Source organism: Chitinophaga sp. CB10, from assembly GCA_001870995.2.
GTDB lineage: Bacteria > Bacteroidota > Bacteroidia > Chitinophagales > Chitinophagaceae > Chitinophaga.
Genome location: MLAV02000011.1, coordinates 92,123 through 114,672 on the forward strand (window position 1 = coordinate 92,123; position 22,550 = coordinate 114,672).

Sequence of the window (22,550 nt, forward strand, 5' to 3'; positions counted from 1 at the left end):
TAATTTATGTGTTGTACATCTATTTGTTCTCGAAACGGAGTTCATTTAACACCATAGAGTTACCTTTCTTCTGCAAGAAGAAGGACAGGCGGTAAGAGCCTCCGGAAGTGGTCAGGTTACCAATACCGAAACGGGAACCGTCCCCACCCTGGTGGACCAGCTCAAAGGCTTTCACCTGGTTTTTTGCAAAGAAATCCTTTAAAATAATCTCAGCCTGAGCTTTACTGTAGGAATTGGATTTTCCTGCGATGTTGATTTCTACGTTCGCATCCAGGTAACGGGATAAGCCATTCACATCTCCCTGTTTGATAGCTCCCACAACATCTTCAAAAGGCCCCGCTACTGAAACTTCATACGAGCTTGCCGACAGCGTAAATGCTGAAATAACTCCTCCCAACAATATCCCCAGCACAATCAAAAGCTTTTTCATTGTCAGTTATTTAATTAAAAATGTGATTTTTCCAACTCAAATTAAAAGCTAAAACTATGCCAAAGGCCCTGTAAGTCAACAAAATCCCACCATCGTGGTAGGTATTAATCCGGTAACCATTTCATCTCATTTATATATCATTAAAAACATATATATAAATACCGTATAAAACCCTGCCCGCTTATCATGTTAACGGAACGTGAAATACCTTTGTGCCCGAAATATTTAGAAAGTATTTCAACGCAATATGAGTATTTTCACCCCCCGGGAACAAATTTAAAAATAACCTTAATAGGATATGGAAAAGAAAAGAGCCATTCTCGTCATCATGGATGGATGGGGCGAAGGTAAAGTACCTTCTGCAGATGCCATTGCAAACGCTAAGACACCTTTTGTAAGCAGCTTATATAACAAATACCCGCATAGCCACCTGGTTACCTGCGGTGAAGACGTGGGTTTACCGGAAGGGCAGATGGGTAACTCCGAAGTGGGGCACCTCAACATCGGCGCCGGCCGCATCGTGTACCAGGAACTGCAACGCATCAACGTAGCGATCCGTGAAGGAGAACTGGCGAAAAACCAGGTGTTGCTCGACACCCTGGCGCATGCTAAAAACAATAACAAGGCTTTACACCTCATCGGCCTCGTGAGCGACGGGGGCGTACACTCTCATATCAGCCACCTAAAAGCATTGACAGACATTGCCAAAGCTAACGGCGTGGAAAAAGTATTTATCCATGCCTTCACCGATGGCCGGGATACCGATCCAAAGAGCGGGCTGGGCTACCTGGAAGACCTCAGCGCTCACCTGAAAACATCCGTAGGGCAGATTGCCACTATTACCGGCCGTTACTACGCGATGGACCGCGATAAACGCTGGGAACGCGTACAACTGGCCTACGATGCGCTGGTAAAAGGCATCGGCGCGCCTACGGAGGATGTGATCACCGCTGTAAAAGCTTCTTACGCGGAAGGCGTAACGGACGAATTTATCAAACCTATCATCGCTACGAACGCGGAAGGCCAGCCGCTGACCACGATCCAGGAGGGGGACGCCGTGCTTTGCTTTAACTTCCGCACGGACCGCTGCCGCGAAATCACACAGGTACTCAGCCAGCAGGAATTCCCTGAATTCGGCATGAAACCGCTGGACCTGTACTATACCACCATGACTGAATATGACAAAACCTTTAAGAATGTACACGTTATCTTCGAAAACGATAACCTGAACATGACCCTTGGCGAAGTCATCTTCAACCATGGCCTGAAACAGATACGTATAGCCGAAACGGAAAAATACCCGCACGTTTCCTTCTTCTTCTCCGGCGGCCGGGAAAAAGAATTCGAGGGTGAACGCCGCCTCATGGCGCCTTCTCCGAAAGTAGCCACGTACGACCTGAAGCCTGAAATGAGCGCCAACGAAATTACGGATATGATTGTACCGGAGCTGGAAAGCAAATCGGCCGACTTCATTGCGCTGAACTTTGCCAATGCGGACATGGTGGGCCATACCGGCGTATTTGAGGCCGCGGTAAAAGCGGTGGAAACGGTAGACCGTTGCGTGGAACGCGTGGTAACTGCCGCACTGGCCAGCGATTATGTAGTATTCCTGACTGCCGACCACGGCAACGCGGACTTCATGATCAACGAGGATGGAACGCCTAATACTGCACATACGTTAAACCTCGTACCGTTCTTCATTATCAGCAAGGATTTCCAGGGTAAGGTAAAAGACGGTAAACTCGGCGATATTGCTCCTACCATTCTGCATTTCATGGGGTTACCCATCCCGGCGGAAATGACCGGAAATTTATTGGTGTAATATTTTATATTTTTTCGCATTATTTGAAGGTTGTCGCATACATTTGTGACAACCTTCTTTATTGTAAAACCCCGGTACTGGCCAACTTTACAAGGTACTAGATAAATAAACGATCCTTTTTTCTGATACCCTGTAACATTTGATCATTCACTGACGTTTAATAGCTACAAACCGATTACAATGCAGTCTACATGACTGATATTCATATTTTTAGTGCTCTCGACAGATTTGCTCATGCATCGATGCGCCGTTTTTACGGCGCATTTTTTATGCCCCCTGATAAGTGTTAATTTTGCAGTATGAGGAACCACCCGGCATTCATTTTACTGGCATCTATGCTGGCATTTACCGCCTGCAGTCAAATAAAAAACAAACCCGTTACAGGGCAACCTGATAAATTTATCGATCTCCCCGGCTATTTTAAATCGGAAGAAAAACTGCTGGTACAGTCGGGCAGCGCCATGGAAAAGACCGTGCTGCTCAACGGGCAGGCGGCGAAGTCCACCTTCGACAGTAAGGACTCCAATGCAGTACAGCACCTGCTGAAGCCTTTCCTGGACATCGACCTGAATAAGCCCTCCCTGCGCGACGCGTACGATACCACGACGCTGGCCGATCCGTTTTCCGGCCGGAAGTCCGTCATCTACAAATCAAAGGGAGCGCAAACCAGCCCGGAAGAAATTACCATGGAGGTGGACAAGCATGGCACCATCCAACAGGTGACCGTACAGTCCTATACTTCCAACCTTGTGTATGAATACAGGGAACACCTGGTTTACCAGCGGGGGAAATCTATTCTCATTAATACCTACCAGAAAATCGCCTTTCTTTCGCCGAAAGAAGTGGAAATATCAGTTAAAGCGGTAGCTAAAAATCAGCTATAATCATGACGGGAGCAGAATTTCAAAGCATTTCACACACGATACCGGTACAGGCAGGTATTTACAAATACTACGACGAGCATGGCACTTTGTTGTATGTGGGAAAGGCCAAAAGCCTCCGCAAACGTGTCAGCTCCTATTTCGTAAAAAACCATGACAATTATAAAACGAGGAAACTCGTTGAACATATCCACCATATCGAGTTTACCATTGTAGACTCCGAACAGGATGCGTTCCTGCTGGAGAACTCCCTGATCAAGCAGTTCCAGCCGAAATACAACATCAACCTCAAGGACGATAAAACGTATCCTTACATCGTGATCAAACACGAACCTTTCCCGCGGGTATTCCTGACCAGGAATGTGGTGAAGGACGGTAGCGAGTACCTGGGGCCGTTTACCTCCGTTGGCCGCGTGCGGGAGCTGCTGGAGATCATCAAATACAACATTCCCCTGCGCACCTGCAATCTCAACCTTACGGAGCAGAATATACGAAAAGGGAAATTCAAGGTATGCCTGGAATACCACCTCGGCAACTGTAAAGGCCCCTGCGAGGGTTTGCAGACGGAGGAGGATTACCGGGAGAACCTCTCCCAGGTGAAAAACATCCTCAAGGGCAACCTGGCGCCGGTGATGAATCTTTTCAAGGAAGAGATGATGCATTACGCCACCAACATGGAGTTTGAAAAGGCGGAGATCATGCGCAAGAAGATCGAAAGTCTGCGCGCCTACTCGGCTAAATCCACCATTGTAAACACCCGCCTCGGCAACCTGGACGTATTCAGCATCATCAGCGAAGGCAACCACGCCTATGTGAACTACCTGCGCATCCTGAACGGCACTATTGCCGACACGAAAACCGTTACCCTGGAAAAACAGCTGGAAGAAACGGAGGAAGAAGTGCTGGTATATGCCATCGCTTACCTGCGGGATGTGTTTAAAAGTGTTAACAGGGAGATTATAGTGCCATTCCCGGTGGAGTACCCGGAACATGAGGTAACTCTTACCGTGCCAAAAGGAGGGGATAAGAAAAAGCTGCTGGAACTCTCCGAGAAAAACGTCAACTATTTTAAAGAAGAGCTGTACCGCAAAAAGATCCTGCACCTGGAAGGCAAGAGCGATATGGAGCGCAAGCAGGTGTTGTACCAGCTGCAGGCCGATCTTGAATTGCCGGTGTTGCCTGTGCATATCGAGTGTTTCGATAACTCCAACTTCCAGGGCGCTTACCCGGTATCCGCCTGCGTGGTGTTTAAAGACGGGGTGGCTTCCAAAAAAGACTACCGGCATTTTAATATCAAGACCGTTCAGGGGATCAACGACTTCGCTTCCATGACGGAGGTAGTACACCGCCGTTACAGCCGGCTGCTGGCGGAAAACGAGCCGCTACCGCAGCTGGTGATCATCGATGGCGGTAAGGGGCAACTGGGCGCCGCTATGGAAAGCATCCGGGCGCTGAACCTGATTGGCAGTATGACGGTGGTAGGCCTGGCCAAAAATGAGGAGGAGATCTTTTTTCCCGGCGATTCCGAGAGTATCAAGCTGCCTTTCAACAGCGAAAGCCTGAAGCTGATCCGCCGCATCCGCGATGAGGTTCACCGTTTTGGGATTACCTTCCACCGGAATAAACGCTCCAAGGGCACGTTTAAAAACGAGCTGGAAGGCATCAGGGGCATCGGGCAGACAACGGCCACACAGTTACTGAAAACCTTCCGTTCCGTCAATAAAATCAAGCAGCTCTCCCAGGACGACCTGGCGAAGGAAGTGGGCAATGCGAAAGCAAAAATCATATGGGATTATTTCCATCCCGAGGCCGGTGGCGCCAACGCTGATGTTAATACGGATGCGCCGCAGCCACAATAGCTCTTTCCGCCTGGCGCAGGTGCCGCTGCATATGCGCGATGAGGAAGGCAAAGGTATCCCCGGCGGACATACGGATGAAGTTTGACAGGGAAGTAGGGACTTTTACTTTTTCCAGGTTAATGCGGGTGGCTGCCACCAGCAGACTTTCCATTTCCACCTGTTGTTCAATGAATTCTTTCAGTACTTTATCCGCAGAGAGCTGGGGAACCGGCTGATGGTCCTTTGGCGCCTGCATTTTGGATTTAGGCTTACCGTTGGCATCCGGCAGCATAAGGCGGGTAAACCAGCCGCCTACCAGGCCGCTGCGAAAAGCGGCATTGGCCCTGGTTCCTTTTATGACTGCCTGTTCAATGGCTTTTCCCAATGCCGGGAGGTAGAAGCGACCGTAGGAATTCAGGTGTTCGAGGCATTGGATTGCGCTCCAGCTGCCGGGTTCCGGCTGTTGCAGCAGGGTAGCTTCCGGCTGTCCGCCGAAATGTGACTCAGCCAGGCGGCGGGCTTCCGTCACCTGGTTTTTAAGTTGTTGCAGGAATTGCTGGGAATTAACGGGGGCCATCTGCTACAATTTTCAACAAAGCTATAAAAGAAAAGGCAATCAGTGATACTGATTGCCTTTTCTGTATGATCAAGGTCAGATGTAGCGATTAATACTGCCAGAGGTCCTGTTCTTTGTTGAAGATACGGTCTTTGATGGCCTGACCTTCCAGGAGGCGCATTACACCGTCTTTGATGTAATCTTTGATTTCGCGGTTATAGGTGTTGTTTTCCTTCACGATATAACTGCCAAAGAAGCGCATTTCGAACAGGTCTTCCCAGCTGATGGTAGATGCGTCGTTATTCTGGTTGTACACATCGTATTTAGCCAGCACAGGGCGCATATCAGGGTAGTACACCCAGAACAGCGGGATGGAGGCGCGAACGGAGCCGTCTTCGTTCATACGGGACATCAGCGGGGCAATACCGAGGATGCGGACTTTGAGCTGAGAGGCTTCTTTGTCAAACACCCATACTTCTTTGATCTTGTATTGCTTGATGGTATTCGGATCGAAGTCGTCGCGGGTGGTTACCAGCTTTTCTTCGCCGGTAACAGGGTCGATGGAACGCACCTGTCTTTCTTCCCCGGAGATTTTCTTTTCGATCTCTTCGTACGGCATTACGGTAGTGAAGCGGTCGTCAATAGGATTGAAGGCTTCTACTTCCTTGTTTTTAATTGCAGTGAGCAGAATGTTGATAAACAGCTGATTGGTACCTGCTTCATCCTCAACGTTGTATTGGAAAGGCAGGTTGATTTTTTCCCTCACGTCAATGATTTGCCAAACGCGTTTTTCCCAGAAACGGTCATCTTCGCGGATGTAGTCGTACACGATAGGTACGCGTTCTCTCGCGAGGTTACGTTCTACCACACCGTCGACACGCAGCGATTTACGCGGCGTATCCACAGGGCCTGCAGCTGCGGGGGCGGCTGTAGGCGTTGGGGGCGGAGGAGTAGCAACAGCGTTACCTGTTGCCGGGTTCACTACCGGCGCGTTGGGGTCTTGTTGAGGAGGGGCAGCCTGGGTTGCAGTTCTGCGGCGGGTGGTACCGCCACGGCGCTGCGCTTCAGCTGCTGTTGCCAGCATTACCAGCAACATGGTACACCAACCAATTCTGTTAAAGATTACTGCTCGCATATTTCAGCAATTAATTAATCCGTTAGTTTAATTTATACATAGTAGAAGGCATGGTACGAACAACGCCGTCCGGTCCTTTTACTTTTACGTTATCGATGTGAACGATATCACCTGGTCGCAGTGAACGGATAGAAGCCGCGAGGTTAGCAGGGAAGTAAGGAGATGAAGCATCGCCTTCCTGGTATTCTTTACCTCTTGATTCGATACCGATACGGAAACCAACTACATCGTATTTAACACCTTCAAATTCGAAATCTTCCAATACTGCGCGAACACCTTGCTGGATTCTGAATTCAGCTGCTTTAACGCTACCGCCTTTATAGGTACCAACCTGGAGGGTTGGATCCGGCACGCGTTTTACGCGGAATTCCTTCTGGCCGAGGGAACGGGTTTTACCGTCGATATTGGCTACTACGTTGATAACAGCTTTACCCGGAGAAGAAACGTTCACTACATAAGTACCTGCTGATTTTTTAGTAATGCTGCCATTTCCGGAGAGGGAAGCAGAAACACTTTCAGCCGGTACGCCTGCTGCAGAGATAGAGATCGGGTTTTGTACGCCGATGTACAGTACGTTCATTTTATCTGCAGAGATGGAAGTGCTGGAAGCACCTACATTATAAGTTTCGGTAAAAGGGAAGGACTGTGGTTCGCCACCGTTAGGGGAAGGCAGTGTTACTGTACCAGAGATGGTTTTTTCACCGATACCGCTGGCAGTAGTTCTGAAGGTACCCAGACCGTCGTGCGCTTCAATTGTTTGACCATTCACGGTGATAGAAGGATTCACAGTAGAGCTGTATGCACCCACTGCGATGCTTGCTACCAGTTCCTGACCATCCATCAGGTTTTTGGAGTTCAGGGAAATGAAAGGTCTGATTTTGTCGAATTTGAAGTCTTTTTCACTGATCTGTTTGAACAGGTTGTCAATGATTGCGGCTTCAGAGTTTTTGATATCGTTCTGGAATTTGCTCAGGATGGTTACAGCTGCGATAGTTGGAACCATGTTGAAGTGGTAGGTGGTCCATGTTTTTTTGGTTTCGGTATCATGGCCGTTGGATTTACCAACTTCAATTTTGAGCGGGAGTGATTTTTCGAAAGCCGGTTTATCGGTAGCGGAAACGTAGGAGAGGAACTGATTGCGGAGCGCTTTCAGTTTAGCTTCCAGTTCAGGACCTTTCTTATTGTTTTCCATTACGCGGGTAGGCGCGTCGAGGTCGCTCATACCTTTGATCTGACCGTTTTCATCCAAACCGCCTGCTTCCGTGATAATTGTTTTTTTCAGGCCTTCGATATAGTCGAAAGCTTCTTTGGAGGCAGCTTTTACCAGGTCGGCCTTTTGTTTGTAGGGACCGGCTTTGGCGGCATCAGATTCCATTTGTTTTGCGAACTGAGCATAAACTACGTCGTTTTTCTCAGTGATGGAACTGTTGGAGGTATTGATAGAGTTATTAACGATAGTAAATGCGTTCAATATTTCAGCAGAGACGTTCAACGCCAGCATGGCCGTCAAGACCAGGTACATGATGTTGATCATCTTCTGCCGGGGATCTTTAGGTAGTGCCATAGTTTGTTTTCAGAATTTAAGAATGTTTTTGATTCGAAACTAGTAGCATTTCCTTATCTGGCACCGTGCATAGCGCTCAGCATGTTACCGTAAACAGTGTTGAGGTTGCTGAGGTTTTTAGCAAGCAGTGTGATTTGTTCCTGTGCTTTTTTAGCATCTTCGATGCTGTTGCTCATAGCGGCTGAAGTATTCTGCAGGTTGCTGTAGAATTTGTTCATTGCTTTGAGGTGGTTGTTGGTATCCTGCATTTCCAGCTCATAGATCGCGTTGAGGGAAGCCAGGTTTTTGGTCATACCCTGCATCTGAACATGGAATTCTTTAGTAGATTCAGAAGCGCTGTTGAAGGAAGATACCGCAGAAGCAGCCTGTGTGTACGCGCTGGCTACGTTGCCGATAGCGGCGGCAGCTTCACGTGTTTTGGCAGTGTAATCGCCGGTGGCGGCTACTACATCGCTGATATCTCTCATTTTGTCAACAGTGGTACCCAGTTTCTGGAAGTTTTCGCTCAGGCGTTGCAGGTTAGCAGGCGTGATGTCCGCTTCCTGGAGCATTTTGTCGAGGCCGGCAACGGCAGGGCTGCCCGCCACCACAACGGCGCCGCCTTCAGCATGACCGCCACTGGTGTCCGGAACGAATGCGTAAACAAAGAAGATGAGGGCCTCTACGCTAAGACCAACGATCAGCGCGATATCAGCTCCGCGCCAGTGCTGCAGTTTAAAAAGTGCGCCTATAATTACAATAGAGGCTGCAATACATACGAAAAAGTTCAGCCAGCTAGCTTTCTTAGGATTCATAGCCATAGGTTAAAATTTAATCTGGTTAAAGTGTTTAGTGTTAAATTTCTGTATGGAATAGTTATTACTCAACGATTTGCGGATAGTGTACATCATAACTTAAAGGCTTTAATTGTTTTTAATAATTCCAGCCATTTACCTTAGTGACGTCCTTTGCTCCTGCGGCTCAGCGCAATGGTGCATCTGAAACCTACGTAAGACTTAGCACTGTCTTGATACTCATATGTCCTGGTACCAGTCTGAAGGAAATAGCCGATATCTTTCCAGGATCCTCCCCTGATGGCCTTACGTTTCATTTTCAGCGGCGCATCATCCGGAACATCCATTCTTAAATACGGGTTCATATCAGAGGTAAAGGAATAAGCATTTTCGTAGAAGATATCCGCAGTCCACTCCGCTACGTTACCAGCCATGCAGTACAGGCCGTAGTCGTTAGGCCAGTAGGCGTCTGCGCGAACGGTGTAGAATCCGCCATCTTCCGGATAGTTACCGCGGCCTGGTTTGAAGTTGGCCAGCAGACATCCTTTTTTATTGCGGATATAGTAACCACCCCATGGGTAAGGAGTTTGTTCTCTACCACCGCGGGCGGCGTATTCCCACTGCGCTTCAGACGGCAGCTGGAATTTATCTTCCGTGAATAATTTCTTAGAGGTACGATAGTCTTCCCAGAACTTACTTCTCCATTCGCAGAAGGCGGTAGCCTGGTGCCAGTTTACGCCTACTACCGGATAGTTGTCGAATGCCGGGTGCCAGAAGTACATACGGGTCATCGGCTCGTTGTAGGCATATGAGAAGTCCCTGATCCAGCACAGCGTGTCCGGATAAATGGGCACGTCTTTTTTCACGATGAACTGGGAACGCGGTTTACCGGCATTTTCTCTCAACTTGGCTTTATCCCAGTTGAAAGTTTCCTGGTGGTAAATCAGTTTTCCCACGTCGATATCCTTGCGGCCGTACAGGCGATCCGCTTCGGAGTAGATGATAGCATCCAGCTTTTCGGTGATTCCCTTGTCTTTCCAGTTGATCTTCTGCTTCCAGTCGATCACGTCCTGCCCATCTTCCTGCTTCACATGGCCGAGCAGGATATGCGCGATGGAGTCACGAACCCAATCCACAAACTGGCGGTATTCGTTATTGGTGATTTCCGTAGCATCCATGTAGAAGCCGGAAATGGAAATAGACTTGTTACGGGCTGTAAACGCGTAGTTCACATCCTCGTCACTAGGTCCCATATGGAATGTTCCTGGTTGTACGTAAACCATTCCATAGGGTACAGGGGGATAATACTTTGGTCGTGGACTAACGCCAATCAGTTGCCCTTGCGCATTTTTGGGGGTTTTACTACCTCCACAGCTGGCAAGCAGGGAAACCAGCAAAATTGCCAACAGACCTCTTAAATAGTTAAGCTTCATAAGGGTAGCTTTCATCAGAATATGTTTTTCTATTAACCAGCCAGGTGTTTTTGCCAGTAAACAAGGGAACACTTTTTCTCATATTATCACCCGCTGCGTTTATATGAAAGATAGCAAATGTAATAATTAATTTTAATCCGTAGTTACTTTTTATCCAACTTTTTCAATTCCACATACTGCGACCCGGTAACTAATTTAAACGTATTTTTTAACATTTTATTATATCCATATAATAACATTTTTCAATTTATACGCATCCCTTACAGGGTGCAAGTTACATAATAATTATATTAAATTAATAATTTCGCTTATATAAAAAACGGGCTTAATGCAATGGTAATCTTTACATAAGTACACCAGGGTTTCATTTTCCCGGAGGCGGTCCGTCAGCAACGGCATATCCTCCTTATTTTTTTCCGCTCCCAATAAAACCCGGTAGGGGATGAACCATTTACCCGCTTCGGATAACCTGGCCTGGTAGTCTTTCCCGACTACCGCGATTTCGGCTGTGCCCTGTACAAACTGTAATAACTGAGACGCCCAAACGCCAAATGAGGTGGGGTATCTTACCGCGGTTTGTGACAGTCCTGACACCGCGCCTATGGCCTTGTCTGCCAGACTTTTATCTCCGAAAACAACGGAAAGCGCCCAAAGGTTCTGCGCCATTATCGCATTGCCGCTAGGCGTAGCGCCGTCGTACACTTCTTTTTTCCTGACTATAACGTCTTTTTGGTCGTCTATTGTATAATAAAAATATTGTCCACTTTCGTCTGAAAAGTGCGCTATCACAAAGTTAGCCAGGTTGCGGGCGGTATAAAGATGACCCAGGTCACCGGTGACTTCTGACAGTGCGATCAGGGCCCTGATCAGGTAAGCATAATCGTCCAGGAATGCCGGGTACTTTGCTTTTGCGTCCTTCCAGGTATGATAGAACGCATAACTCCCCTCTTTTATGCGGAATTCCTGCAAACAAAATTCGATGTTCCGTATAGCCGCTTCCCGGTAGGCCTCCACGCCCAGCGCGGCGTAAGCTCTGCAATAGGCATGCGCCATGAGGGCATTCCAGCCCAGCAGCACCTTATCGTCCAGCCCGGGCCTGACCCGCTGCGCCCTAATGGCCATCAGCTTTTCCCGGCAGCCTTGGAGCATGGCGCCCAGTACGGCCGGATCGTAGCCTTTTTCCGCGGCAAACTGCTCCAATGGCTGCTGTACCCAGAGGATGTTGGTTTCTTCCCAGTTGCCATGTTCGCTTACGTCGTAATATTCGCAGAAGGGGCCTGCCTGTTCCCCCAGGATATGATGGATTTCCGCTTTGCTCCAGGTATAGAATTTCCCTTCCACGCCTTCGGAATCAGCGTCCAGGGCGGAGTAAAAGCCTCCCTGTGGCGCCGTCATCTCCCGGGCTATAAATTCCAGTGTATGCTTTATCGTTTGGGCATATACGTCGTTTTTGGTAAGCTGCCATGCATCGCAAAGGACATCGATGAGCAGGGCATTGTCGTACAGCATTTTTTCAAAATGCGGGGCCAGCCACTTCTCATCCACGGAATAACGGGCAAAACCGCCACCCAGCTGGTCATAGATGCCGCCCCGGATCATTTTGTCCAGCGACAGTAACGCCTGCTGCAGGGATTCCGGGTCTTTATAAAAATGATGATACCGCAGGAGATAGGCGATGCTAAAGGTTTGCGGGAACTTGGGCGCGCGGCCGAATCCACCCCAGACCTTATCCCCCTGGCGCAGGATATTTTCCCGGATGGTATCTGCCTGTTCTTTGGTAAACAGCTCTTCCACCGGTACTTTCAGGTTAAGGCCGGCCTGGATGCCAAACTGGCTGGCCTGTTCCAGGTGTTGTGTAAGGGTATCGGCCTGCTGCTCGATTTCGTCCCGTTTATGGGCATAGGCATCGGCGAGGGAATAGAGTACATCCTTCCAGGAAGGCCTGTTGTACGCCTTTACCGGCGGATAGTAGGTGCCTCCGTAGAAAGGCTTTTTATCCGGGGTGAGGAATACGTTGAGCGGCCATCCGCCGGCGCCGGTCATGGCCTGCACGGCGTCCATGTATATATGATCGAGATCGGGCCGCTCTTCACGGTCAATCTTGATGTTGATGAAATGCTCATTCATGATACGCGCTGTTTCGGGATCTTCGAAACTCTCGCGCTCCATCACATGGCACCAGTGACAGGCAGCATATCCAATGCTTACCAGGATGGGTTTATCCTCCTTCACGGCCCTTTCGAGCGCCTCTTCGCCCCATGGATACCAATCGACAGGGTTGTGTGCATGTTGCAGCAAATAAGGGCTGGACTCGCCTATCAACTTATTCATGGATTCCGGTTAGATTTAGATTGGATCTGACAGTTAGTTCGTGTAACGTGGTACAAAGAAATATCTTTTCATGATTTATTGAAATTATTTTTTCCTTTTCTGTCCAACTTCCTGAAAAAGTTGCCTGGGGCCGCTTTGCGCGCTCGGGCGCCATCCGGGGGGTGTGACGGAACTGCAGCTTCGCCGCAGTCCATAAAAAAAGGGACAGCGCCATGGCTGTCCCAGTCAGTTATTTCAAGCGTTTTGCGCTTATTTCTTACTTGATATTGCGGCAAGGTATTGTTCCAATGCTGCTACCATGCTTGGCGCCTGCGGAGCAGGAGCTTTTACATCCAGTCTTAAACCTGCCTCTTCCACAGCGGCTGAGGTGGTAGGTCCGAACGCTCCGATACGGGTACCGTTTTGTTCAAAATCCGGTACGTTTTCGAAGAGGGACTTAACGCCATAGGGACTGAAGAAAACGATCATGTCGTATTTGTTCGTAGCCAGCGCTTCCTTTACGTCATTGGAAACCGTTCTGTAAAGGGTGGCAGTTGCATACTCACATTTGTTTGCCTTCAACCATTCCTCGATGTCTTTCTTCTGGCTATCCGCACTTGGGAACAGGAATTTCTCATTGTCCTTGTGCTTGTTCATCACCTCAAGAACACCTTTGGTAGAGCCATCCGCTCCATAAAACACCTTACGCTTGCGGTAGAGGATGAATTTTTGGAGGTACAACGCTACTGCTTCGGTAATACAGAAATACTTACAATCCTGAGAGACTTTAATTTTCATTTCCTCGCAGATCCGGAAAAAGTGATCCACAGCATTGCGACTAGTGAAAATTACTGCCGTGTAATTCAGGATGTCAATCTTCTGCTTCCTGAACTCCTTAGCAGGTAACCCTTCCACTCGAATGAACGGTAAAAAATCCAACTTTACATTGAACTTCTTGGCCAGATCAAAATAGGGAGACTTTTCTGTTTCAGGCTTAGGTTGAGAAATTAGGATTGACTGAACTTGTTTACCTTGCAAATCTTTTTTTGGCCCGCCTTTAATCATACTTTTTTATGCTCTAGTGTTAACAATAGGCGGTAATCAGGGATTACCAGTTAACCAGATATTCAGCAACACCTTTGTTAGTATTAAAACCGGTGCTACTTCGAATGCGCAAAGGTAAAGAAAAAAATGCAATTTACTGAAGGACAGGTATTGCTTTACCAATGAATAAGACCTAATATACCTATAGATAACCAGTAATATAATGAAAAATATCGAAATATAAAGGAAGGTCTGGGCAATTTCCGCACTGCAAAAGGCTAATATTACCACGAAGGGCACCAACAGCACGCCCAGAATCTTGTTGATCAGGTACAAAATAAAAATATAGGCATCCGCGAGTTCGGCATTGCCGAACAGCCAGCCGCAAAACCGCAGCACTATGTATTTGGTACCGTACACGATCCCCACCAGCGCTATCAGCCCGGGTATCAGCATCCAGGGCTCCGCCTGCGGAAATACCTGCTTGCGGTACAATACCAGGTAGAGGTACATGCCCAGGGAAATGATGAAAAACGCATTGAAGAGGAAGTTGGGGAAGGGCGACTGGGACAGCTGGTCCTTCAGCTGGCGCTGGCTCAGCGTAGGATTCAGGAAGGCCCGGAACAGGTCCGTAAAATATTTCATGTACGACAACCGGATAATGGCGATCAGCAGCAGCACGCCGCCTACGACATATACCAGCCAATCCATGTTCTTAAACGGCCGCACTACATTTACATCCTTGTAAACGGGCTTGCCGGCTTTCAGGAACATGTTGGTACCGGCTATTTTTTGCATGTAAAGGTCGTAGTAGGATACAGGCTTGGGTTTGGGCGCTGCCGCCAGGGTATCTGCGGCCTTTTTAGCAGTATCCGCAGGGTTTACAGCGGCCACCGCAGCGCGTTGCGCGGTATCCTTCCTGGCAGCGGCGGCTCTGGCAGCCGAATCTGCCCGGGGCTTTGCCGGCCGGGGTTTAGGACGTACCGTATCCGCTGCCTGACGGGCAGCGGTATGCGTAGGGGCAGGCGCCTTCGCGGAGTCTGCCTGTTGGGCCATCAGCGGCAGATAACAGATAGTAAGTAGTAGCAATAACCAGTTGCGCACCCGGAAATGATTTTTCAATGAATTGAAAGAATGGCAAATAACGGCATCCTGTTCACAAAACAAAATTGAAACGTAATTTTGATGTTTGCAAAGATATTAAAATAGTCCATAGTTGGCCCGCGCCAATAAGGATAAGGAAAGCATTCATGTCGGGCATTTACATACATATTCCATTCTGCAAGCAGGCCTGTTACTATTGTAACTTCCACTTCTCCACCTCCATGTCCCAGAAAGATGCCATGGTAGCGGCCATCATCCGGGAGATTGGATTGCAGCAGCATTACCTTGGAAAGGATACGGTACATACGGTGTATTTCGGGGGCGGCACTCCCAGTTTGCTGGCTAAGGCAGATATTGATGCCATTATGCAGCAACTGCACCGTTTTTTCACCATTGCCCCGGACGCGGAGATTACGCTGGAAGCCAACCCGGACGACCTGAGTATGGAAAAGCTGCAGGAGCTGAAAGCCTCCGGCGTGAACCGGCTCAGCATCGGCGTGCAATCCTTTCATGAGGCGGATTTGCAGTGGATGAACCGCGCGCACAACAGTCAACAGGCGATGGACTGCATCACCAATGCGCAGGCGGCGGGTTTTCAGAACATCACGATTGACCTGATATACGGGGGTCCCGGCCTTTCGGACGAGGGGTGGGCATTTAACGTACAGCAGGCCATACGCCTTGGCGTGCCGCATCTTTCCTGCTATGCCCTTACGGTAGAACCGGGGACGGCGCTGGATACCTTTATCCGTAAAAAGAAAATGGAAGCAGTAGACCCTGAAAAGGCGGCCAGGCATTTTGAAATGCTGATGCAGTGGGTGGAGGCAGCCGGCTATGAACACTACGAGATTTCCAATTTCGCGCTGCCGGGCTGGCACAGCCGCCATAACAGCAGTTACTGGAAAGGCTTGCCATACCTGGGTTTGGGCCCGTCCGCACATAGCTTCAACGGGCATTCCCGGCAATGGAATATCGCCAATAATGCATTGTACATCAAAAGCATTGAAAAGGGGGAAGTGCCTTTTGAGATAGAAACCCTCACTGCGGAAATGCAGTTCAACGAATACATCATGACCTCCCTGCGCACCAGCGCAGGCTGCGATATGGGATGGGTGGAGGAGCGTTTCGGAGCGGACCTGGCTCATCAACTGCGGGCTCACAGCCAGGCGTTTATCGGGAAGGGGTGGATGGAACAAGTGGACACGTTCCTACGGCTTACTCCTGCCGGGCGATTGTTCGCGGACGGAATCGCGTCCGACCTCTTCATTTAATCTTTCTCCCTAAAAAATAAAAAAGTCGTGACGCCCATGCGTTACGACTTTTTCGCTTTAATATCTGTCACTGACTACCAGCCAAGGATATACGCAAACATCAGCGGCGCTACGATAGTAGCATCTGATTCTACGATAAACTTAGGCGTGTGGATATCCAGTTTACCCCAGGTGATCTTTTCGTTAGGAACAGCGCCGGAGTAGGAACCGTAAGAAGTGGTAGAGTCAGAAATCTGGCAGAAGTAGCTCCAGAAAGGAACATCGGTCCATTCCAGGTCCTGGTACATCATAGGCACTACGCAGATCGGGAAATCGCCGGCGATACCGCCACCGATCTGGAAGAAGCCAACGCCTTTACCGCCGGAGTTTTGGCGATACCATTCAGACAGGAAGATCATGTATTCGATACCTGACTTCATGGTAGAAGTTTTAAGGTCTCCTTTAATGCAGTAAGAAGCAAAGATGTTACCCATGGTGCTGTCTTCCCATCCTGGTACGATGATAGGAATATTTTTTTCAGCGGCAGCGAGCATCCAGCTGTTTTTAGGATCGATCTCGTAGTGTTCTTTCATGACACCGCTCAGCAGCAGCTTGTACATGAATTCGTGCGGGAAATAGCGCTCACCGGCTTCTTCAGCATCTTTCCAGATTTTGTAGATATGCTTTTGAATGCGGCGGAAAGCTTCTTCTTCCGGAATGCAGGTATCTGTTACGCGGTTGAAACCTTGTTCCAGCAGTTCCCATTCTTCCTGAGGGCTGAGATCGCGGTAGTTTGGTACACGTTTATAGTGTGTATGCGCTACGAGGTTCATGATATCCTCTTCCAGGTTTGCACCGGTACAGGAGATGATATCAACTTTTCCCTGGCGGATCATTTCTGCGAAGGAAATGCCCAGTTCAGCTGTACTCATGGCACCAGCCAGTGTCACCATCATTTTACCACCTTCCAGTAAGTGTGTTTCATATCCTTTGGCAGCATCCACCAATGCAGCGGCATTAAAGTGGCGGTAATGGTGCTGGATAAATTGAGAAACAGGTCCCTTGTTCATGTCATTTAATCATTTATACATTAACAGCCTGGCTAATAAAGCCATAACAGGCAGCAAAGTTAAGATAAATTTACCGGTGATGACATGAAAGGGGGTATTAAGCTTTCTGGAGTTTCTCTTTGAGGGTGAGGTTACCGTTCTCATCTGCCTTTACTTTCATCCAGGTTTTTTCGCCTTCGAGCATAATCATATACACTGTGCCTCCGGCAGATACGAACTCCACGATGGATTGGATACTGTTACCGGGATATTTCTTCATGAGTTTATTCACAACGGCCAATGGCAGGCTTTCTGCTTCAATCCAGCGGGACGTTACCAACAGCTCGCCCTCAGCGTCGAAATAAGCGTTTACGCGGGTGTTGTTGAGCGTGAATTTGGCGGTGAAGGTTTTGTTATCTTCTGTGAACCATTTAACGTCGGTGACATGAGCGAAAGCATTGTCGAACGAGGATTTCACCTTGGAGCTAACGGTGGTTTCGTATGCCAGCGCATAAATGTTTGCGGAGGTAAGTGTCAGGGCTGCAACGACTGCAATCAGGAACTTTTTCATAGTACGAACTTTTAGAGGTTTTTGGAAAATTTTAGTTTCCGGTTTTTTTAATAATTGGTTTTTGTTTGTTCTATACTATAAAGTAGACTGAGTGAAAGGAAAGTTGCATGGGCATAGGTTAAAAGAACGTTAAATAGGGCAGGCCGATAATAGGGGAAGGAGTATTACATTTGTTTGAACTCAACAGCAGCTTAATTATATGAATCACCTGGCCCACGCATATCTTTCTTTTGGCGATCCTGATATTATTACCGGCAACCTGATTGCCGATTTTGTGAAGGGGAGAAAACAGCTTGCACTGCAGGAAAAGGCCGTGCAAAAGGGGATATTAATTCACCGGGCCATAGACGCCTTTACGGACCAGCATCCTGTCATTACGGAGGCGAAGGCCTATTTCAGGCCGGCGGCGCGGCTGTACAGCGGCGTGTTTACCGACCTGGTGATGGATCACTTCCTGGCTACGGATGACTCCCGGTTTACGGATGAGAGCCTGTACACCTTCAGCCGGCAGGTATATAAACTGATCGACGGGCGGGCGGCGGGCCTGCCGCCGGCGTTCCTGGATATGTTTGGTTACATGAAGCAATACGACTGGCTGTTCAATTACCGTTATGTGGAAGGGATAGGCCGTTCCCTGCGGGGTATTGCCCGCAGGGCCAAGTACCTGGAGACCTCCGGAGACATCATTTACGCCGCTTTCATGGAGCATTACGACGGGCTGAAAGCCTGTTATGAAGCGTTTTTCCCGGAGCTGGAAGGTTATGTAAGGGGGATTAGCGGGCACGCAAAGTCCTGACGCACAGCGCCCTGGCCCGCTACTTTTTCGATTGCCCAAAAAGCGGTAGGTTTGGGCCCAATTTCCATATCAAGAAAAAATTCTAATCCGGATGATGAAAAAAGCAATGGTAGTTGCCTTTATGATGGGCATGTTTTGTTTGAATGCAGCAGCACAGGATAAAAAATTACCTCCTTTGGATGCGAGCCCGATGGACATGGCCTATTACCCTGTAATGTACCCTTATGTAGTAAAAGTAAAAGGCGAAAATGCCGGCCCGCTGGTAGCCCGGGTGATATACAGCCGCCCTCAGACCAAGGGCCGCGAGATCTTCGGCAACCTGGAGGAGTATGGTAAAATCTGGCGGTTAGGCGCCAACGAGGCCACTGAGATTGAGTTTTACCGCCCGGTAGTTATCGGCGGCAAGTCCATTCCCAAAGGACGGTACACGATGTACGCCATCCCTACGGAAAAGAACTGGACTATTATCCTGAACAAGGAAACGGACATCTGGGGCGCGTTTAAGTACGACCCTGCCAAGGATGTGGTAAGGACGACTTTACCGGTACTCCCGCTGAATACGCCGATTGATGCGTTTACGATGGTGTTTGAGAAAGCGGATGCAGGCGCTAATTTGATTATTGCCTGGGACAGGGTAAGTGTGAATATGCCGATTAAGTGGACGGATGCGGCGAAGCCGACGACAAAGAAATCAAAATAATTACGTTAAAAAAGGAAAGGCGGTAGGAATACCGCCTTAAAAATTTTAACCATATCCTATGAAAAACCTGAACAAATTTAGGTCGATTATCTTTTGCTGACCATTCGAATCCGTGAACGCTAAAAAATTGTTCGTAAGCGTAAAAAATAATACGATAATATTCTAATATTAGCTAAATCGGACAAGTAATAACCCCATCCGCCCGCGTTTTTGTTCCTTACTCTTTCTTAAAACGAATGTATATTTGGTAACCACCAGAATTGTTCATTATAAATTATTTAAGACATGAAGCTGGGTACCAAACTCATACACGCAGGTGTAGCTCCCGACCCGTCGACCGGGGCCATTATGACCCCTATTTTCCAGACCTCCACCTTTGTACAGGCAGCCCCGGGGCAACACAAGGGCTACGAATACGCACGCACGCAAAACCCAACGCGCGACGCTTTGCAGAACGCGCTGGCGGCCATCGAGAACGGCACGCACGGCATTTGCTTCGGCAGCGGCCTGGCTGCTACGGACGCGGTGCTGAAGCTCCTGAACCCGGGGGATGAAGTACTCGCTACCAACGACTTATACGGCGGCACCTATCGCATTTTTACTAAAATGTTCGAGCGCTATGGCCTGAAGTTCACTTTCATACCCATGCAGGACGCCCGTAACATAGAAGCCCATATCACCCCGCAAACCAAGATGATATGGATCGAAACGCCTACCAACCCGCTACTCAACATTATTGATATACAGGCAGCTGCGCAGGTGGCACGCAAAAGTGAGGTCATACTGGCGGTGGATAATACCTTTGCCTCTCCCTACCTCCAAAACCCGCTGGACCTCGGCGCGGACATCGTAGTACACTCGGCAACCAAATACCTGGGCGGCCATAGCGACGTGGTGCACGGCGCCGTCATCGTGAAGAACGAAGCCCTGGCCAAACAGCTGTACTTCATCCAGAACAGCTGCGGCGCAGTACCGGGCCCGCAGGATTGCTTCCTCGTACTCCGCGGGATCAAGACCCTGCACGTACGCATGCAACGCCACTGCGAAAACGGTGCAGTGATCGCCAATTACCTCCGCAACCATAAGAAAGTGGACAAGGTGTACTGGGCCGGCTTCCCGGACCATGTGAACCACGATATCGCCAAAGCGCAGATGCGCGGTTTTGGCGGCATGATTTCCTTTACCCTGAAGGACGACAATGTGGAAGCAGCCAATAAAGTGCTGAGCGGCACGCACCTGTTTAGCCTGGCGGAATCCCTCGGCGGAGTGGAGTCCCTCATTGGCCACCCGGCTACGATGACCCATGCGTCCATCCCAAGGGAAGAGCGGATTAAAAACGGCCTGGCCGACAGCCTGATCCGCCTCAGCGTGGGCATTGAGGATGCGGACGACCTGATTGCGGACCTGCAGCAGGCGCTGGGTTAAAAAGTTAGGCGTTTAGAGCTATCTTTACCGACACCTGATTGATAACCATATCCTCAGCCAGTTTACCAGCTGCATACGTGCATGGCTATACGTACCGGCATGTATGCAGCCGGGCTGTTGATACATTTACAGAACATTATGAAGATGCAGCAGCTCCGGGATTTTCTGAACGCCAAAGCCGAACAGTACGACCATCCGGACTTTATTACCAACGATCCTATCACCATACCGCACAGCTTCAGCAAGCTTCAGGATATTGAAATCTCCGGCCTCTTTGCCGCCATCCTGGCCTGGGGCAACCGTACTACCATCATCAATAAGTGCAGGGAACTGATGCAAATGATGGACAATGCGCCGTACGACTTTATCAGGCACCATAAGCCAAGGGAAAGAATGAAACTGATGTCGTTCCGCCACCGGACCTTCAACGGCCTGGACCTGCTGTATTTCGTTGAATTCCTCCAACATTATTACTCTAACGTGACCTCGCTGGAATTCGCGTTCAGCGGGCATATGTCCCCCGAGGACGAAAACGTGGAAAAAGGCCTGATCGGCTTCCGCAAGGTATTTTTTTCCATGGAGCATCCGGAACGCACCGGAAAACACATCTCCACGCCGGCGCGCAACAGCGCCTGTAAGCGATTGAATATGTACCTTCGCTGGATGGTGCGCAAGGATGAAAATGGCGTGGATTTTGGATTGTGGAACCACATCTCGCCGGCTCAACTTGTTTGCCCGATGGATGTACATGTGAGCAGGGTAGCCACCCGGCTGGGCATCATCCAGGCGCCCAAGGCCGACTGGAAAACAGCCGTGGAGCTGACGCAGGCGCTGAAGAAACTGGACCCGGAAGACCCTGCGAAATACGATTTCGCCCTGTTTGGACTGGGAGTGATTGAAAAATACGTTTGATAAAATATACCAATGATGAAAAGATTACTGGGCATTACGCTTACGATGATGGTAGCCGCATTCCAGGTGCAGGCACAGGAATACGCCGACTTACATTACCAGTTCGAGAAGGGGCAGCAGTTTGAACTGGAACAGAAGAGCCGCAACGAAACCTATATGACTGTGAACGAAGCGCAGCAACGCACCACCCGGGATTACAACAATATCATCGTCATTGATGTAACGGAGGTAAACCCAGGCAAAGCCGTTCTCAGTTTTTACTATAAAGACCTGAAGTTCAACTTTAACGCCAAGAACACCAATATTGCCGTAGACGCTAAGGGCCCCGCTTCCGAAGAGCCTTTCCAGGAAGGGCTGAAGCAGATCCTGAAAAAGCCTTTTACCGTGGAGATCAACGCCTTTGGCGTGATCAACAAGATCGAAGGGTTGGATGAACTGCTGGATAATGCGGCCGTGGCGTTCGACAAGCTGAAGAAGGACGAACAGGCAGCCTATAAAAAGCTGATGAAAGACCAGTTTGGCAGCGAAGCTTTCAGGAGCTGGCTGGAACAGCTGCTGGTGATGTATCCGGCTCATGGCATTAAAACCGGTACCCAGTGGGAGGAGAGCGTGCCGATGCGGGGTGGCCTCGTCGGCTCCATCGACCTGTATTGGAGCCTGCAAACCTGGGATTCCCAAACTGCGAAGATCAGCGGAACCTCCAAAATAAGAACGGATAAGGTACAGTTGCTGACCCTGGACGACGATATCAAGGCGACCGCTGAGATCAACGGCAGCACCCAATCCAACTACCTGATCAACCGCAGCTCCGGGCTGCCCAGCATTTGCGTGCAGAACACCGAGTTGAACGGGGCTTATAAATACAAGGTGAATAAGGCAAAAGGTATTAAAAAAGAGATTCTCGTTCCCGTAAAGATCATTACCAACGCGAGCTACAAGATCAAACAAATGAAATAG

General features: G+C 49.1%; 20 protein-coding genes. 9 read left to right on the forward strand and 11 right to left on the reverse strand.

Annotated elements, in window-relative coordinates; all coding sequences use genetic code 11:
• Window positions 1–19: 19 nt before the first annotated feature.
• Window positions 20–430: a DUF4783 domain-containing protein gene (locus BOC67_RS16445; protein ID WP_291911713.1), complete on the reverse strand. Its 411-nt coding sequence runs from the start codon at window positions 428–430 to the stop codon at window positions 20–22.
• Between the two features lie 298 nt (window positions 431–728).
• Here BOC67_RS16445 and gpmI point away from each other — a divergent pair, with 298 nt between their 5' ends.
• From gpmI to uvrC, 3 genes are all read left to right on the forward strand, one after another.
• The gene (gene gpmI / locus BOC67_RS16450) at window positions 729–2,252 is read left to right on the forward strand and encodes a 2,3-bisphosphoglycerate-independent phosphoglycerate mutase (protein ID WP_291911714.1); all 1,524 of its coding nucleotides are present in this window, start codon (window positions 729–731) and stop codon (window positions 2,250–2,252) included.
• A gap of 299 nt (window positions 2,253–2,551) precedes the next feature.
• Window positions 2,552–3,136: a hypothetical protein gene (locus BOC67_RS16455; protein WP_291911715.1), complete on the forward strand. Its 585-nt coding sequence runs from the start codon at window positions 2,552–2,554 to the stop codon at window positions 3,134–3,136.
• 2 nt (window positions 3,137–3,138) lie between these two features.
• Entirely contained in the window at window positions 3,139–4,992 is a 1,854-nt protein-coding gene (gene uvrC / locus BOC67_RS16460) for an excinuclease ABC subunit UvrC (protein WP_291911716.1), read from the forward strand.
• Here the strand turns inward: uvrC and BOC67_RS16465 are convergent.
• The 8 genes from BOC67_RS16465 to BOC67_RS16500 all read right to left on the reverse strand — a co-directional run bounded on the left by BOC67_RS16465 (window position 4,964) and on the right by BOC67_RS16500 (window position 14,842).
• Window positions 4,964–5,548: a DinB family protein gene (locus BOC67_RS16465; RefSeq protein WP_291911717.1), complete on the reverse strand. Its 585-nt coding sequence runs from the start codon at window positions 5,546–5,548 to the stop codon at window positions 4,964–4,966. The two genes, uvrC and BOC67_RS16465, sit on opposite strands and share 29 nt — an antisense overlap.
• An 88-nt stretch (window positions 5,549–5,636) precedes the next feature.
• Entirely contained in the window at window positions 5,637–6,662 is a 1,026-nt protein-coding gene (gene gldN / locus BOC67_RS16470) for a gliding motility protein GldN (RefSeq protein WP_291911718.1), read from the reverse strand.
• 22 nt (window positions 6,663–6,684) lie between these two features.
• Complete coding sequence (gldM, locus tag BOC67_RS16475; RefSeq protein ID WP_291911720.1) at window positions 6,685–8,226, reverse strand: gliding motility protein GldM; 1,542 nt, start codon at window positions 8,224–8,226, stop codon at window positions 6,685–6,687.
• A 53-nt stretch (window positions 8,227–8,279) separates the two neighbouring features.
• On the reverse strand, window positions 8,280–9,026 hold the full coding sequence (gene gldL / locus BOC67_RS16480) for a gliding motility protein GldL (RefSeq protein WP_291911721.1): 747 nt from the start codon (window positions 9,024–9,026) through the stop codon (window positions 8,280–8,282).
• A 134-nt stretch (window positions 9,027–9,160) separates the two neighbouring features.
• Complete coding sequence (locus tag BOC67_RS16485) at window positions 9,161–10,447, reverse strand: SUMF1/EgtB/PvdO family nonheme iron enzyme (RefSeq protein ID WP_291911722.1); 1,287 nt, start codon at window positions 10,445–10,447, stop codon at window positions 9,161–9,163.
• A gap of 270 nt (window positions 10,448–10,717) precedes the next feature.
• Window positions 10,718–12,763, reverse strand: coding sequence for a thioredoxin domain-containing protein (locus BOC67_RS16490; protein WP_291911723.1), 2,046 nt, complete (start codon window positions 12,761–12,763; stop codon window positions 10,718–10,720).
• A gap of 249 nt (window positions 12,764–13,012) precedes the next feature.
• A complete protein-coding gene (locus BOC67_RS16495) occupies window positions 13,013–13,807 on the reverse strand; it encodes a uroporphyrinogen-III synthase (RefSeq protein WP_291911724.1) in 795 nt (264 codons plus the stop codon).
• 36 nt (window positions 13,808–13,843) lie between these two features.
• Window positions 13,844–14,842, reverse strand: a complete 999-nt coding sequence (locus BOC67_RS16500; protein ID WP_291911725.1) for a DUF4271 domain-containing protein — start codon at window positions 14,840–14,842, stop codon at window positions 13,844–13,846.
• Between the two features lie 194 nt (window positions 14,843–15,036).
• Between BOC67_RS16500 and hemW the strand changes: the two genes are divergently transcribed.
• Complete coding sequence (gene hemW / locus BOC67_RS16505) at window positions 15,037–16,161, forward strand: radical SAM family heme chaperone HemW (protein WP_291911726.1); 1,125 nt, start codon at window positions 15,037–15,039, stop codon at window positions 16,159–16,161.
• 74 nt (window positions 16,162–16,235) lie between these two features.
• Here the strand turns inward: hemW and BOC67_RS16510 are convergent, their stop codons facing one another.
• A complete protein-coding gene (locus tag BOC67_RS16510) occupies window positions 16,236–17,210 on the reverse strand; it encodes a deoxyhypusine synthase family protein (protein WP_291911727.1) in 975 nt (324 codons plus the stop codon).
• A 97-nt stretch (window positions 17,211–17,307) separates the two neighbouring features.
• Window positions 17,308–17,760 (reverse strand): hypothetical protein, encoded by a 453-nt coding sequence (locus tag BOC67_RS16515; protein WP_291911728.1) that lies wholly within the window; start codon window positions 17,758–17,760, stop codon window positions 17,308–17,310.
• Between the two features lie 199 nt (window positions 17,761–17,959).
• Here BOC67_RS16515 and BOC67_RS16520 point away from each other — a divergent pair, with 199 nt between their 5' ends.
• The 5 genes from BOC67_RS16520 to BOC67_RS16540 all read left to right on the forward strand — a co-directional run bounded on the left by BOC67_RS16520 (window position 17,960) and on the right by BOC67_RS16540 (window position 22,550).
• Complete coding sequence (locus BOC67_RS16520; protein ID WP_291911729.1) at window positions 17,960–18,556, forward strand: ACP phosphodiesterase; 597 nt, start codon at window positions 17,960–17,962, stop codon at window positions 18,554–18,556.
• A 91-nt stretch (window positions 18,557–18,647) separates the two neighbouring features.
• Complete coding sequence (locus BOC67_RS16525; RefSeq protein ID WP_291911730.1) at window positions 18,648–19,256, forward strand: DUF2911 domain-containing protein; 609 nt, start codon at window positions 18,648–18,650, stop codon at window positions 19,254–19,256.
• Window positions 19,257–19,541: 285 nt separating this feature from the next.
• Window positions 19,542–20,681: a cystathionine gamma-synthase gene (locus BOC67_RS16530; protein WP_291911731.1), complete on the forward strand. Its 1,140-nt coding sequence runs from the start codon at window positions 19,542–19,544 to the stop codon at window positions 20,679–20,681.
• A gap of 81 nt (window positions 20,682–20,762) precedes the next feature.
• Window positions 20,763–21,593, forward strand: a complete 831-nt coding sequence (locus tag BOC67_RS16535) for a TIGR02757 family protein (protein WP_291911732.1) — start codon at window positions 20,763–20,765, stop codon at window positions 21,591–21,593.
• A gap of 12 nt (window positions 21,594–21,605) precedes the next feature.
• Window positions 21,606–22,550, forward strand: coding sequence for a DUF6263 family protein (locus BOC67_RS16540; RefSeq protein WP_291911733.1), 945 nt, complete (start codon window positions 21,606–21,608; stop codon window positions 22,548–22,550).